Source organism: Providencia sp. 2024EL-00732 (assembly GCF_044006275.1).
Lineage (GTDB): Bacteria > Pseudomonadota > Gammaproteobacteria > Enterobacterales > Enterobacteriaceae > Providencia > Providencia huashanensis.
Map to the genome: position 1 here is coordinate 54293 of NZ_JBIPDG010000013.1, position 15921 is coordinate 70213.

Annotated in this window: 12 protein-coding genes; 3 read left to right on the top strand and 9 right to left on the bottom strand. The window is 41.1% G+C overall.

From position 1 onward, the window contains the following. Positions 1–260: 260 nt before the first annotated feature. From ACHB7C_RS17380 to ACHB7C_RS17395, 4 genes are read right to left on the bottom strand one after another with little or no spacing between them, the layout of a single operon-like run. Entirely contained in the window at positions 261–1676 is a 1416-nt protein-coding gene (locus ACHB7C_RS17380; protein ID WP_395348044.1) for a DUF1116 domain-containing protein, read from the bottom strand. Next, on the bottom strand, positions 1676–3226 hold the full coding sequence (gene fdrA, locus ACHB7C_RS17385; RefSeq protein ID WP_129466920.1) for an acyl-CoA synthetase FdrA: 1551 nt from the start codon (positions 3224–3226) through the stop codon (positions 1676–1678). Before fdrA ends, ACHB7C_RS17380 begins: the two co-directional genes overlap by 1 nt. Next, positions 3216–4139, bottom strand: coding sequence for a DUF2877 domain-containing protein (locus ACHB7C_RS17390; RefSeq protein ID WP_187550791.1), 924 nt, complete (start codon positions 4137–4139; stop codon positions 3216–3218). Before ACHB7C_RS17390 ends, fdrA begins: the two co-directional genes overlap by 11 nt. 25 nt (positions 4140–4164) lie before the next feature. Beyond that, positions 4165–4770, bottom strand: coding sequence for an ankyrin repeat domain-containing protein (locus tag ACHB7C_RS17395; RefSeq protein WP_048605491.1), 606 nt, complete (start codon positions 4768–4770; stop codon positions 4165–4167). Positions 4771–5401: 631 nt separating this feature from the next. Here ACHB7C_RS17395 and ACHB7C_RS17400 point away from each other — a divergent pair. Continuing rightward, positions 5402–6334, top strand: a complete 933-nt coding sequence (locus tag ACHB7C_RS17400; RefSeq protein ID WP_042843373.1) for a LysR substrate-binding domain-containing protein — start codon at positions 5402–5404, stop codon at positions 6332–6334. 3 nt (positions 6335–6337) lie between these two features. On the opposite strand, the gene ACHB7C_RS17405 is transcribed toward ACHB7C_RS17400, so the two are convergent. Then, positions 6338–7195 carry an alpha/beta hydrolase gene (locus tag ACHB7C_RS17405; RefSeq protein WP_395348047.1) on the bottom strand — a complete coding sequence of 286 codons (858 nt, stop codon included), beginning with the start codon at positions 7193–7195 and terminating at the stop codon, positions 6338–6340. A 64-nt stretch (positions 7196–7259) separates the two neighbouring features. Next, positions 7260–9314, bottom strand: a complete 2055-nt coding sequence (locus ACHB7C_RS17410) for a TonB-dependent receptor domain-containing protein (protein ID WP_210831977.1) — start codon at positions 9312–9314, stop codon at positions 7260–7262. Between the two features lie 754 nt (positions 9315–10068). Between ACHB7C_RS17410 and emrA the strand changes: the two genes are divergently transcribed. Together emrA and ACHB7C_RS17420 are read left to right on the top strand one after the other, a co-directional pair. Continuing rightward, positions 10069–11241, top strand: coding sequence for a multidrug efflux MFS transporter periplasmic adaptor subunit EmrA (gene emrA, locus ACHB7C_RS17415; protein WP_042843376.1), 1173 nt, complete (start codon positions 10069–10071; stop codon positions 11239–11241). A 16-nt stretch (positions 11242–11257) separates the two neighbouring features. Continuing rightward, positions 11258–12781: a DHA2 family efflux MFS transporter permease subunit gene (locus ACHB7C_RS17420; RefSeq protein WP_129466924.1), complete on the top strand. Its 1524-nt coding sequence runs from the start codon at positions 11258–11260 to the stop codon at positions 12779–12781. A 55-nt stretch (positions 12782–12836) separates the two neighbouring features. Here the strand turns inward: ACHB7C_RS17420 and paaY are convergent, their stop codons facing one another. The 3 genes from paaY to paaK form a co-directional block, all read right to left on the bottom strand. Beyond that, entirely contained in the window at positions 12837–13430 is a 594-nt protein-coding gene (gene paaY / locus ACHB7C_RS17425; RefSeq protein WP_042843378.1) for a phenylacetic acid degradation protein PaaY, read from the bottom strand. 21 nt (positions 13431–13451) lie between these two features. Then, positions 13452–14390 carry a phenylacetic acid degradation operon negative regulatory protein PaaX gene (gene paaX / locus ACHB7C_RS17430; protein ID WP_042843379.1) on the bottom strand — a complete coding sequence of 313 codons (939 nt, stop codon included), beginning with the start codon at positions 14388–14390 and terminating at the stop codon, positions 13452–13454. Positions 14391–14542: 152 nt separating this feature from the next. After that, complete coding sequence (gene paaK / locus ACHB7C_RS17435; RefSeq protein WP_042843380.1) at positions 14543–15853, bottom strand: phenylacetate--CoA ligase PaaK; 1311 nt, start codon at positions 15851–15853, stop codon at positions 14543–14545. Positions 15854–15921 lie beyond the last annotated feature (68 nt).

Here is a 15921-nt window from a genome sequence, read left to right on the forward strand (position 1 = left end):
TATTCCCCTGTATACCCGTCATACTTTGAGCCACAGCTGTGTTGGCTGCTCTTAGCTATCTAAGTCACATACATAAGTATGCTCCTTGGGATATCTTCGTTTGCCGCCTTGCTGCAACTCAAATTATTTAGGGTATACACGCTAGAGGGTGTATATCATGATATTCAAAGTTGCAGTTTATCTGTGTTGCTGAATATTCAGGGTATTTGTTTTATTTTTATTGCCCAACCGAAGTTGGGCGTCTTTTTTATGATTGAAAACTAAGCATATTTCTGTGCGTAGGCCAACATGGCTTTTTCAAAGCAATCAAATGGCGGGTGAACAATACCTGCTCCAATCATACCGATACCTGCATCTTTGTGGGCAATTGCTGTGTTGATAACAGGTAAAATACCGCTGGCTGAAACTTTGGTAATATCGATGGCTGTCGGGATACCCATAAAGCCGAGTAATGGGATAGTCACATTCGGGTTTTCACCGAGTGTGATTTCGCGCATTTGACGTGAGAAATCTACCGCCTCTTCTACCGTACCACCAACCAGCGCAACGATGGCAGGTGCGGTTGCCATTGCAAAGCCCCCAATACCGTAGGTTTCTGTGATTGCCGAGTCACCAATATCTAAGCCAGAATCCTCAGGCTTATAACCTGCAAACATTGGGCCAATAACTTGCTGTGAAGGCCCTGTAAACCACTGACCCTGTAATCCGCTGATACGTAAACCAAATTCATAACCATTACGAGCCATGGTGGTGACAACGGTACTGTATTCAATACCATGTGCTGCATCCATTGACGCTTTACACATTGCCATCCAAGTTGGGCCGGAGAAGTAATCACTACTTGCCACAAAATCAAACACTTCTTTTTGTTGTGCGACAGAGAAATCAGTTTGAATAATTCCTGTCGTTAATGCTTGGATCAGTAAGGTGGTACCAGCGTTATTACGGTTATGGCACTCATCCCCCATGTGTAAGGCTTGGGCTAGCATTAAACGCAGGTCAATTTCACCTACAATTTTCATTGCGTCGCGTAGCATTGGCCCTAATACATCACGCATCCAATTTAAACGGTCAATAACGCTTTGGTCATTGGCACCCATGCGTAGGATTTTCGCCATTTGTTCACTGAGGTTGGTGAATGCGCGGTTGCCATAGGTTTTGTTTTCAACGATATGCATAAACATAGATGCAGACGTTACCCCAGCCATTGACCCAACACAGTCGTGTTCATGGCAAGGGGAGAAAATAACCTCACCAGATGCCGCTACGCGCTCTGCATCGGCTAAATCTTTCGCGAGCCCTTCAAAGACCAGTGCACCAGTAACTGCCCCTTTCATAGCTCCACACATGTCTTTCCAAGCAACGGGTGGACCGGCGTGTAGGATGGTGTTTTTAGTCATGCCCGGTACCACATTAATCGCTTGGTCATAGCCAACTAATACTGGTTGGGATTGAATAATGCGCTCAAGGGCTTGTGCGTTAGCCGCTGCAATTTTTTCTTGTAATGCCGCATTACCTTCAATTTGGTCGAGGGCGCGGATCACTGCCACGTTCCCTTGTCCTGGAGGCGTCCAGTTTAGGTGAGTGACTGGAACATGTTGTTTTTTCAGGTCATCACTGAACATCTCGATGCCAACGTTGATAACATTTAGCGGTTGTTTAAATAATGAAGTCATTATGCGTTCTCCCCTTTCCACACAAACTCACGTCCTAATAAACCCGTATTGGTGCTGCTACTTGCCCAGATGACCCCTGCATCTGTCAGCATTTTGACTTGTGCATCCATGGATGGAGTATCTTGGTCCGTACCGAGTACATAGCCTAAAATTTCAAGTTCACGACCATCTTGTTTAGCGATGTTTTTAGCTTCTTTGATAGCATCAATCATGACGCCAACGGGGTCTTCGTGAGAACCGAAGCCTAAAACAAAGTCCATCATAATCACGCCGACCTCAGGGTCGCGAGCTTCTTGTAATAAGCGTTCGATACGGTTGGTCGGGTCGATCATTGGGTGAGGTTTACCATTAGTGAAATCATCATCACCAAAGTCGAGGAAAGTGTGAGCGATACTTTGATTTAAGTCTTTCAGGCGGTAGTCAGGGTTTGGTTGAATATTGCTGTAAACATCATCGTATTTTTCCAAAGCGGCAAACATCGCTTCATCGCATAGCGTTCCGCCACAGAATAAGCCACGAATATATTTTTGCTCAGGTTTGAGCTTCGCTCTGACTTCTTCAATTAAAGGCCAGTTTAGAGAATGTAAATCTAAATCTTCTTTACGAATACCCGTTAATAGCACTGCTTTTAGTGCCGCCTCTTTGGTGCTTTGTGCAAACGTTAGCCCAGGTTTATCTTCTGGTAGAGGCTGGCTACCTAAGAAACAAACAACGACTGGTTTGTGGCATTTTTCAGCTTGTTCTAGTACTTTCTTTGCAACAGCGGCGGCTGGTGGCTTAGAAATGAGGGCAATAACTTGGGTTTCATCATCGGCATCTAACATCTTTAGGGCATCAATCATCATGATCCCGCCAATTTTCTCACTTAAATCGCGGCCACCGGTACCAATTAGTTGAGAAACACCTGCACCAAATTCATGAATACGAACGCTAAGCTCTTGGCTGCCAGTACCGGATGCACCGATGATCCCAATGCTGCCACGGCGCACGCTATTACCAAAACACAATGCAGTGCCATTGATAATTGCGGTTCCGCAGTCTGGGCCCATCATGAGTAGACCTTTCTTGCTAGCGAGTTGTTTGAGTGCTAATTCATCTTCAATTGAAACGTTGTCAGAAAATAACATCACGTTGAGGTCGTTTTCTAATGCAATGCGGGCTTCACGGGCGGCAAATTGGCCATTCACAGAGATTACCGCAAGGTTAGCATCGGGGATGTGGGTTTTCGCAGAATTAACCGTGGCATATTTGGCTTCGTGTTGGCCACCACCTTGGTTTTTTTTATTAAATAAGTCTTCAATAGCAATTAATGTGGCATCGTTAGCATCATCGCTTGGCCCTTTAATGACAATCATTAAATCGCCATTTTTAGCCTCTTCCAATTCAGGGGTTAATAGCCCTAAATTTCTGAGTACGCCTTTATTCATTTCTGTTGCCATCGCAACAAAGGCTTGTTCAACATTATCAAGTTGATTGGCCTTTGTTGAAATAGACATCAGTGACACGGAATCAAAATAAGTATTCTTTTTTATGACAACTTTAGTCGACATAGTTTTCTCCGAAATAATGGGTGAGATACAGGGCATCACGTAAGCCAAATAGCATGTCGCTGCCAGAACTTGACCCGATATTTAAAATCTCTAAAAATTGTGGATAAATATTTGTCTCTTTCGCATCAACTAACATTTGAATTAATTGCTGCATATTTTCGCGATATTCTTGGTTTAAGGCTTTCTCTAGGGTTATGGCACTTATAGGCGTTGTTTGGCTTTTGCTTTGAATAATTCCTTGATAAAACTCAGGATAAAAAGCAAAAGCAGGGTGCTCCTTTAACAATAAAAATGCCATTAACCCAACTAAATAGTCATCACCGGATGGTGTTAACCCGATACCTAAGCCAACAAATTGGCGAATGATATGGGGTAATTTTTGTTGGTCTTTATTAATCAATAAATCAATCAGTTTTAACCGTAACTGAGCCAGTTGTTTAGCTATTGATAGATAAAAGACGTTATCTCCCTGATAATTAAATAGGGAATCCACATTATGATTTAAAATTATGTCCAAACTTTTTATTTGGTTTGCTATATATAATAAATAATCTGGGTTAGTTAATTTTTTATAATCAAAAATAATAATGGGTAATTGCCATTTTTTACATAACGAAAATGAAATTAAATAATTTTCACCAATAACCATTTCATTATCTGAAAAATAAATTGGGTCTCCTACTTTTAAGGTTAAAAGAGAAAAGTCTTTATTTATTAATCGGCAACTATTTGGTGCATTGTCTAACTGAGAGCTTAATAAAGTATAAAGAATATTGCCTATTGAGATATTTATCGCTTTATTGAAAACCTGCTCTACTTTTCCTGTAAGCTGCGGCTGATGTAAAACCTGAAGAAAATGTGTATCAGCCGTAAGCCCGTATAACCTTTGCCGATGAGATATGGATGCGTTCACATGCCTCCTGATCGGGACGGTTCGATTATGCCCCCGCGGCAATCAATAATTCAGCTATTTCGTTATAGCCTTTTTCACGAGCCAACTCTAACGGCTTTTTACCATATTTATCGGTCATATGCGGGTTTGCGCCGTGGTCTAATAGTAATTTGACAATTTGTTGTTGCTTTTCGCCACCATCATTTAAAACGATTGCTTCAAGTAATGGTGTCCAACCGACGAAGTTGGTATGGTTTACATTGATATCAGTTTTTTCGAGTAACTCACGAACAATATCTACATGCCCTTTTTCGCTTGCTGGGGTAATTCCAACGCCACCAAAGCGGGTCAATAAATCTAAATTTGGTTTTGCAGGTAATACAAGGCGCAATAATGTTAAATCATCATTTAAACAGCTTAATAAAAAAGGGTTAAAACAAGTTTGGTCCTGTTTATTAATGTCAGCACCTGCACTAATCAGAAAAGAAACACATTCATAATGTTTATTCAGGCTAGCATTGACGATAGCAGTGCGGCCTTGACGGTTGGTGGTGTTAATATCCACACCTTTTTCAAGGCAATTTTTTAATAATTCTAATTGTCCTTGTTCAGCTGCAGTTAAAAATTCGTGAGCGAGAGTATTGGAGGTCATCATTTTCCCCTTAGGTTGGTTTATTGTTATCACCAACATAGATAAAGACAATTTAAAGATTATTTATGATGTCCAAAGCATAGCAATTGTCATTAATAAAAAGAATCCGTTTAAATTTAATTCATCAATTAAGCACTCGATTATTGAATTCAATTCAACAATAAGCCTTTTTTGTGCGTGTAAGCATTATTTTTCATCGTTTTTTGATGTGTTTTGGGTGTTTTATAGCCAAAATAGTGTGATTTTTTTTGTTAATTAAACAGGCTAATAATGATTTGATCAGTTCTGTGATGGACATCAACTTGAAAGTATTAAATTTGTTAAGATTGTGAATTGTTTGATCATTTTAACATTGAATGTTAATACTTGGTTTGAGTATTTAATTCAATAATATTAAGTATTTTGAATATTAATAGCCACATTTAAAAATGTGTTTTTGTATTTAAAAAAGCTAAATAGAATTAAACCTCTTCTCGTTATGAATAATTCTGTTAAGCTATAAATATATGGTCGAAAAATAGTCTATTATTCAGCCTGTTGAATTTTATTCACAGATAGTCGTCATATTTTGAGTGCTAAGAGTTAAAAAAAAACAGTTTGGTTTATTTTTGTTCAATTTGGGAATACAACGATGAACTCAATTTTCACTGAAGAAAATTTACTGACTTACACGACAGCAGCAAAATTTGCCAGTTTTAGTAAGGCGGCAGAGGAGTTAGGGGTGACAACCTCTGCGGTGAGTTACACGATTAAACGTATTGAAACCTATTTGGATGTCGCGTTATTTATTCGTAATACGCGGAATATTGAACTGACAGAAGCTGGCTATTACTTTTATCGTAAAGCAACTGACCTACTGAATAACTTTCATTTAATTCAAAAAAGTATTTATTCCATTGAGCAGGGGATTGAAGCGCGAGTTCGTATTTGTATTAACCAGTTATTATATACGCCTTACCATACCGCTAAGTTACTGCAAATATTAAAAAAACAGTTTGCTACTTGCCATATTACGGTGACAACCGAAGTGTATAATGGTGTGTGGGATGCGATTATTAATAACCATGCCGATATTGCGATTGGGGCTCCGGGAACACTGATGGATGGCGGGGGGATTGATTACACTGAAATTGGCGCCATCCATTGGCAATTCGCTATCGCTGCCACGCACCCTTTGGCATTAATGCCTGAACCGATTGCTGAAAGCCAGTTGCGTTTGTATCCCAATATTATGGTCGAAGACACCGCGCATACCATTAATAAACGTGTAGGGTGGCTGCTTCATGGGCAAGAAGCCATACAAGTTCCTGATTTCAATACTAAATGCCAATGTCAGATATTAGGGGAAGGGATTGGCTTTTTGCCTGATTATATGGTGAAAGAACATGTAAAGACTGGCCGGTTAGTCACTAAAAACATACAAAACCCGCGGCAGGATTCACATATGTTATTAGCGACACAGCACTCAGCGACTGGGCTTGTGACTCAATGGATCCGTAAGGAATTCGCAGAAAAAGGGGTTTTAACAGAATTATACAGTGACTTACTAAAACCCATTAATTAACGGCTATTGGCTAGCAACTTCGAGTGCTTTATCAATAGCATCGGGGATCACCGAACCGTGGGTTTTTCCATCAAATAAGGTAAATTCACAGGTTCTTTGCTGGTTTTGTATTTCCTCACACACTTGGCGAGCGTTGATCCAGCTTTTACGTTCTTGATAATTCTGTATTTGCTCTTGACTGAGCTTAGATAAATCAGGGTTTTCTTCCAATCCTCCTAATGTGACGAAAAGCGGCGCAGCGGCTTGTGGGTGCGTCAGTTTTGCTAAATCGACCATTTCCCCTTTGCCCCACCAAAGAGACGGGCTAGCCGTGATGTAGAATTGAAAATCATTGGGCTGCTGCTGATAAGCCATTAAGGTAAATAACCCACCAAATGAATGGCCAAATAGGGTTTGCTTGTTTTTATCAATAGGAAACTGTTGCTCAACCCATGGACGGATTGTGTGAGTTAAAAATTGGTATAGCACAGGGGAACCGCCACCTTGTTTAAAATCGTCACCTGAAACGGGTGGGGTGTAGTCGAGAGTTCGCCACGCTTTGGGAAATGCTTCGTCGACAGGGTAGCCAAGGCCTATAATAATCGGTAGTTTATCCGCTGGCAGCTTTTCAACTGCGCGATTAACCGCTTTGGGGTATAGGCCATTGCCATCAAGCATGTACAGTACAGGGCGCTTGACCGTGGAGTGATAAGGTACAGCGCTATAGATACGTAATGCGCGGTCACCATATGCCATATCCGTTTGTTGAATATCGTAAAACTGGCTGACTCGCTCATCCATACTAGGGATAGTTTGGCTAGGGCGTGCTAATGCGGAACTTGTCATACACAGTAGTAAGCTGGAAATTAACAGTTTATTCATGGTTTTTTAAGCTAAAGAGGCTACCTCAATTAAGGTAGCCGTCAAAAATTAACAAGATAAGCGCTTAGAAACTGACGTTGACGTTTGCCCAATAACGGCGTCCGTCTTCGACGTCCCAGTTGCCATAATTTTTATCAATCGCAGGGCCTTTTTCATTACCAATATTTAACACAGCAAAATTAAGCTTAGTATTTTTAAACAATTGGTAAGTTGCACCGACATCCATAGTGGTGTAACCGCTACGATAACGCGGGTACTTAGAACCATTACGTTGTGCTGCCCATATTTGTTTGCCTTCATAGCGTGCACGGGTATATAGGCTTAAATCTTCGCTGTACTGCCAGTCCAATTTTGCGTTAGCCATATGTTTTGGCGTTTTATCCAATGCATAGCCCTTGAGTGAAATACCGTTACCTAATTTTTCATCATCACTTTTACGTTCTGAATCCGTATAGGTGTAGTTTAAGCTCAATTTCCAATCTTGGGCAATTGGAATACCTGTTGCAACTTCAACCCCTTTGGTATTGGCTTTACCGACGTTATCGTAAGTGTATAACGTAAGTTTAGGGTGTGCAGGATCAGGTTTGTTCAATGAATAGCTAGTGAGTTTATTTTTAAAATCAGTATTAAACAGCGTTAAGCTGGCATTAAAACCAGATTCATGATCATAAGCAATACTGATTTCTTCGCTGATACTTTTTTCAGGCTTTAGGTCTGGGTTACCGTAGATAATGCCGTTACCACCTTGGGTTGAGGTACCATAGCCTTTGCTGATTTCACGTAACGTTGGGGCGCGAAATGCAGATGAAACACCACCTTTGATGGTAATTTCATCCGTTAAATAGTAAACGGCATAACCCCGAGGGTTCCAGTGGTTACCATAAGTTTCATGGTGATCCAAACGCAGCCCTCCGGTGAGGATCAGATCGTCAGTTGCGGTGAATTCATTTTCAACAAACAGAGCCGACTGATCGACCGACATACTGGTTTTTTCCATAATGCCTTTTCCGACTAAAGAACTGTCCTTTAGCTTGGAATATTGATACTGTCCACCGACAGTAAGAATGTTATCTGGCAAGAAAGCGACCACTTTTCCATCAACGACCGTATTAGTAATTTCAGGCACACGAGCTTCATAGCCACCTTCCCAGTAGCCTGTTGTTTTATTGCGATCTTGAGACTTGATTTTACGTTTGGTTTGTTCTTGGTAAACACTCAATTCGGTATGGAAAGTATCCCATTCGCCTTTATAAGTAAGGGCGGCATGGTTGCGATCATTATGCCATTCGTCTTTTGAGTTATATTGTTTATCACCACCACGAATTTCATACTCACCAACTGATTTACCTGGTGTAGAGGTTTTTTCTTGGGTGCTGCGACCTGCTTCAAGTAAGAAGGTTTGGTTTTCTTGTGGAGTGAAGGTTAATTTTGCGGTTAAGCTACGGTTATCGCGCTGATGATGGCCTTCTAAAATTTTATCTTCTTGGCGATAATTACCACCACCATATAACTGCAAGCCTAATTTATCTTGAATTAATGGCCCCGATAGGTAGAAGTTACCGTCAGTCGAATTACCACTATCACTATTTTCTTGGATAATGGTACCTGCGGTGACGCTACCGCGCCACTCATTGGTCACTTTTTTGGTGATGATATTAATCACACCACCCATTGCATCGGAGCCATACAGAGAGGACATTGGTCCGCGGATGACTTCGATACGCTCAATCGCTTCCACTGGTGGCATAAAGCCAGCTTCAAAACCACCGCTACCATTTGGACGCGATTCACGGCTATTTTGGCGACGACCATCCACAAGGATCAACGTATACTCGCCGGGTAAGCCTCGAATATTAATATCTTGTTTATTAGCGGCACCAACTACACTGACACCTTCAACATCTTTTACGGCGTCAGCTAAATCACGTACCGGTTTATTTTGCAATTGTTTTGCGCTGATTACGGTCACACTGGCAGGGGCATCACGTAATTGTTGTGAGTAGCCTGAAGCACTGACGACCATGGTATCTGAATTGTTATCTGCTGCTGTAGCATTAAACGTGGCTAATGCCGCACAAACCCCTGCGGCAATAAAAGAGTAGTGATAGTTCGAAGTCATGATTATCCCTGTAAATATAAATGAGAATGATAATTATATTGTTTGCGAATACTATCACTAAAACATATCAAAAATAAATAATTGCCTAGCTAATTTATAGTCAATATTTGATCTCGAATAAGGTTTTTTACTTACTCTTAACTTGTACAGCTCATTGATGTTTCAGTCTTAACATAAAATTAATATTTAACATTGGGTTAGGAAAATTTGTGATAAGTAAATGTACAGTAGACGGAGTGTTTGTGACGAAAAAAGAGAACAATGATTTCACGAGTACCGCAGCAAAGGGTGAGCGCTTTATGGTTCTTGACGGAAGGGAAAAACAGAATATACGAATCTGTAAGGGCAAGAGGATATTACAGAGGCTAAGTCGTGATTAAACGATTATTATTCAATGTAACCACAATATATTTTTACTATTGAGTATTTATCTAATCTAAAAAAGAAGATTAATTATAGGTTAAGTTATTTTATTTGTCGGTGTAATTAACTTTATTTTTATATAAAATAGTTAGTGCAGGTATGTTTATAAAATTAATCAATCTAATTAAGATTAGTTTAATTAGATTGATTTATAGTTTTTAATTAATCTCATATACTATGGGGTTGTGTTTTTTATGTTTAAATATCATTATGTTAACTTTTATTTTGGAATGGTTTTAATTTTAATGCACGTGTTGTCTATTGCTTTATTATATATACTCCGTAAATATAGAGTAAAACATAATATTGAATTTGGAATTTGAGACTTATTATGAGCCAATCGCCACAGACAGAAATAAATAATCAAAAAACGACAAATGAAAAGCGCAGAAAAATATGGATGGTTATTGCTACAATTATTATCATTCTATTATTTGTTGCTTATGGTATTTATTGGTTTCTCATTTTACGTTTTCAAGAATATACCGATGATGCTTATGTTTCAGGCCTACAAATCCCCATTGTTGCGCAAACAACAGGGAATGTTACCCAAGTTAATTTCGAAAATACCGACTTAGTTAAAGCTGGGGATGTATTGGTGGTGTTAGACAAAACCAATGCACAACTATCCTACGAACAAGCGAAACATGACCTTGCCACTACTGTGCGCAAAACCAAAGAGTTATATATCAATGGCGATGAATATCAGGCACAAATCCAAAAAAATCGGGTGACACTTGCGCAAGCCCAACAAGACTATCAGCGCAGAGCAGCGTTAGGGCGTAGTGGGACGATCTCAAAAGAAGATTTACAACACTCCCAAGAAGCCGTACAGCTTGCGCAAGCCGCGCTCGATATTTCCATTCAACAATATAATGCAAATCGCGCTTTGTTACGCAACACCGAGTTGAAAAAGCAACCTGCAATTTTACAAGCGGCTGATAGCGTGCGCAGTGCATGGATTAATTTGCAGCGGACAGAAATTAAAAGCCCAATGACAGGGTACGTTTCGCGGCGTAATGTCCAAGTGGGTTCCCAAGTTAGCCCACAAAGCTCATTAATGGCAATTGTCCCTGTTCAGCCAGTGTGGGTAGATGCCAACTTTAAAGAAACCCAGTTAGAGAAAGTGCGTATTGGTCAATCTGCGACTATTAATAGTGACTTTTATGGCGAAGATATTGTGTACAGTGGCACCGTTGTGGGGCTAGACATGGGGACAGGGAGTGCATTTTCTTTATTACCTGCACAAAATGCGACGGGTAACTGGATCAAAGTTGTTCAACGTTTGCCCGTACGTATCGAATTAGACCCTGAACAAGTAGCAAAATACCCACTTCGTATTGGCTTATCAATGAATGTAACTATTGATATTAAAGACCAAAGTGGCCCAGTTTTAGCGGAAGTTCAGCGCACAACACCTGCATTTGAAAGTGATGCGCTGGTCTTAAAACTTAATGATGTTGACCAGATAATCGACACCATTATTACGAATAACGCAGATTAGCCTGAAAGGAGCTATTGTGGCAGATATTCAACCGCTGAAGGGGGCGAAGCTGGTATGGGCAACCATTGCGTTATCCCTTGCGACTTTTATGCAGGTTCTCGACTCAACAATTGCTAACGTCGCTATCCCAACGATTGCCGGTAATCTTGGTGTTTCCGTGTCTCAAGGGACATGGGTCATCACTTCTTTTGGGGTATCGAATGCAATCTCTATCGCTATTTCCGGTTACCTTGCCAAGCGTTTTGGAGAAATACGGGTTTTCTTATGGGCAACCGCACTTTTTACTTTATTTTCATTGCTTTGTGGTTTCTCTGATAGTTTAGGAATGCTGATTCTGTATCGTGTTTTACAAGGTGCGGTTGCTGGGCCGGTTATCCCACTGTCACAAAGCCTGATCATGCGTTGTTATCCACCTAAAATGCAAAATATGGCATTGGCATTTTGGTCAATGACGATTATTTTAGCGCCGGTATTCGGCCCTATTTTTGGTGGCTATATCAGTGATAATTTCCACTGGAGTTGGATCTTTTTCATGAATATACCACTCGGTATTTTTGTGATTATTGTCGGTTCTATCATCTTAAGAGGAATGGAATCAACCATAGTGAAAGTGCCGTTTAATGTGATTGGCTTAGCATTGTTATCGGTAGGTGTAGGCTGTTTACAGGTGTTGTTAGATAAAGGCAAGGAGCTAGGTTGGTTAGCTTCAAATGAAATTGTCATATTAGGCGTGATTTCAGCCATTGCACTGGTGTTCTTAGTGATTTGGGAGCTAACAGATAAAAACCCAATTGTTGAACTATCTCTCTTTAAGTCGCGTAATTTTACGATAGGGACGGTGTCAGTTAGCTTAGCCTATATGGCATATTTTGGGGCGATTGTATTGTTGCCGCAACTTTTACAGGAAGTTTATGGTTATACCGCCACATGGGCTGGGCTTGCTTTAGCACCGATAGGCTTGCTTCCTGTACTTTTTTCGGCACCAGTCGCAAAACTCTCCGATTTCCTCGATATTCGCTGGATAGTCACCTTTAGTTTTGTGTTTTATGCGATTTGCTTTTTTTGGCGGGCGTATACTTTTGAACCGAGCATGGGGTTTTCTGCGGTAGTATGGCCGCAGTTAGTGCAAGGCATGGCCGTAGCTTGTTTCTTTATGCCGTTGACGACATTGACGTTATCAGGGTTACCTCCGGAAAAACTTGCCTCTGCCTCTAGTTTAGCCAACTTTTTCCGTACCTTAGCAGGGTCGATTGGGACTTCAATTACTACGACTATGTGGAGCGATAGAGAAGCCCTTCATCATAGTCAACTGACAGAGCATATTACGGATTACAACCCTGAATCTTTAGATATGTACCAAGGTATGGCCGCTCATGGGCTCAGTACAGAACAAACATCTGGTTTTATTGCGAAGGAAATTACCAACCAAGGGCTGATTATCGCGGCTAATGAAATTTTCTGGTTATGTGGCTGGGTATTTATCGCATTGATTATTACAGTGTGGTTCGCTAAACCCCCATTTGGTAATAAAGCGAAGTGATGTTATCTGGTTTTGGCCCAAAAGAGGGAGCAAATAGGTTTGCTCCTTTTTCATTCTATAGCTGAGATTTGGGAATGATGTTCTCAAAGCTAAGTTTAGGACGGTTGGTTTCAACTTCCTGTAAAGGGGCAACTTCTTTAAAGGTACTTAGGCAGCGGATCACTAAATTTTGGTAATCTTTTGTCCCACTGCTTTTCCAAGCAATTTCTTTGTCTGATAACGCACGTAACACTTTGGCAGGCGTTCCAACAATCAAGCTATTTTCTGGAAATATGGCCTCAGCTTTTACAAAGGCACAGGCGCCCACAATTGAGTTTTCACCAATTACTGCTCCATCCATAATCACGCTATTCATACCGATTAAAGCGTTACGTTTGATATGGCAACCATGCAAAACCGCACCATGACCGATGTGCCCTTCTTCTTCGACGATGGTTTCGTACTGTGGAAACCCATGCATGATGCAATTATCTTGAATATTGGCACCATCTTTAATGATCAAGCGGCCAAAATCACCTCGTAAGCTGGCATTGGGGCCGATATAGACATTTTTGCCAATGATTACGTCACCAATGACAACCGCGGTAGGGTGAACAAAGCTTTCAGTGCTGACGACAGGTGTAATACCATCAATTTGATAAAAAGGCATATAGGCTCCTTTAATGTAAGTTTAGGCGGCGATATCTCTTAAAACTCCGCCAAAACGCCGATAGTAGGCGCTCGAAGGTTGAGGAAGTTCCCCTACCGTGGTTTCACATCGTTCTGAAACATATTGTGTTGCGGCTTGGTCAATTCGTTGGTAAATATTGGTACAAAGGTGGCGAGCAATATGGCCCTCCCATTGTGCTGGAAGCAGTTCATCAGGCAACAAAGGGTCTTTTAGTGTGACTCGGCGATAGAAGTGAATTAACAACAAACGTAATTGGAAGCAATGTTCTGGGGATATTTGTGGCTCAGTATTCTCTTTAAGGAGTAGTGCCAAGGGCCTAAATAATGAAATAAATTGGTGGTAATGCTCTGATATTTCTTGCAAAGACCAAGCTTGTGATACTAACTCTTTCAAGTTTTTTTCTGAACGGCTATAAGGGTAATCTGCATGAAAATAGATGGCGTGCTCAGTGGCATTGAGCTCATTTAATAGAGAAGGAACATCAGCTTGTGCGCAGCTCGGTGCTGCCATGAGAGAGGTATTAAATTGGCCAAACCCTAGCCAGCTAAGTTCTTTTTTTAGCCTGGTTTTTTCATCTTTATCAGCCGCTTCCAATAATAGTAGTTCCCATTTCCCATCCCAATCAGGCTGTTCAGCAAGGTAGATTTTACTTTCTGCTCGGCGGAATCGGCTTTGCCCGCGTTCAGAAATGCGGTAGTAGCTACGGCGACCAATTTTCTCAACATCTAGCCAGCCTTCTTTTTGTAAACGAAACACAGAAGTGCGAACAAAGCGATCGCTAAACCCCATCGGCTCTAATAGTTTGGTTAAACTGCCTAACCACACCTCGCCTCCGCGGTGATGTAAAGCATCACCGTAGAGTGAGCTAATCAGAGAGGTCCCGCTAATGGGCTGGCTTTCTATGGCATGTTGTATAAATTGGCTGAGTTTATTATCCATTTATATTTCATCTATAAAATTTATGTATCAGAAGGCTTACTGAATAGTAGACATAAATTTAAAAGTTGTCTTCCATTACCTTTAATTAGTGCTATTTTTTGGCATTAAGGCATACCAAATAAGCTAACTTCAATATGCCTTAATGAGTTGAATTAAATCGCAATTCGAGTATCAATAACACGCTCCGCTTTACCTTGGGAGCGGGGGATATCACCGCAATTGACAATACTGATCCGGGTGCTAATCCCTACCATCGATTTGATACGATGTTTTAAATGATGGCAAATATTGCAGCGCTCATCATAGGTAAGTTGCTCAGGGTGCTTAAGCTCCACGCGGACTGACAAATTATCCATATTACCTTGGCGACCAATTTCTAATTGGTAATGTGGAGATAGCTCTTTGAATTGCATAATTTGTTCTTCAATTTGGGAGGGGAAGACATTTACGCCACGTATAATCATCATATCGTCAGAGCGACCAGTGATTTTACCAATACGGCGCATATTACGATTTACCCCGCTCATTAAGTGAGTCAGGTCACGAGTCCTATAGCGAATAACAGGCATAGCCTCTTTTGTCAGGGTAGTAAACACTAACTCACCATGTTCACCATCCCCCAGTGTTTTAAGTGTATCAGGGGAAATGATTTCTGGGTAAAAATGGTCTTCCCAGATGGTTGGGCCGCTAGCGCCTGCGTCAGCACACTCCATAGCTACGCCTGGCCCCATGACCTCTGATAAACCATAAATATCTAATGCTTTGATCCCAAGGCGAGTTTCAATTTCTGAGCGTAGTGATTCAGTCCAAGGTTCCGCACCAAATACACCTAATCTAAGTGAGCACTTACTAGCATCTCCACCCATGATTTTTTCAAGCTCATCGATGATACTTAAGCAATACGATGGGGTTACCATAATGACATCAGGCTTAAAATCGGCGATTAGTTGCGCTTGCTTTTCTGTTTGGCCACCAGACATTGGGATCACCGCAGCACCAAGGCGCTCTGCACCATAGTGAGCACCTAGACCACCGGTAAATAAACCATAACCATAGGCGACATGAACTTTATCACCGCGAACAGTCCCCGCTGAGCGTAGGCTACGGGCAATTAAATCAGCCCAATTATCGATATCCCGTTGGGTATAGCCAACAACTGTCGGGCGGCCTGTCGTGCCAGAGGATGCATGAATACGAATAATTTGGTCCATTGGCACTGCGAAAGTACTAAATGGGTAGTTTTCACGTAAATCTTGCTTTGTTGTATAAGGGAATTTTTCGATATCACTAAGTTGTTTAAAGTCGTCAGGATGTACCCCTGCATCGTCGAATTTCTTACGGTACATAGGCACATTTTCATATGCGTGAGTGAGTGTCCACTTCATCCGAGAATACTGTAATGACTCGATTTCATCGCGTGAGGCAAATTCGATTGGGTCGATGTTGTCTTGTATCATGCTCATAATTGCCAGTCCTCATAATTATTATATTTACCAGTTCACATTGATGTTGTTTCTGGTTTTAGCCTGAG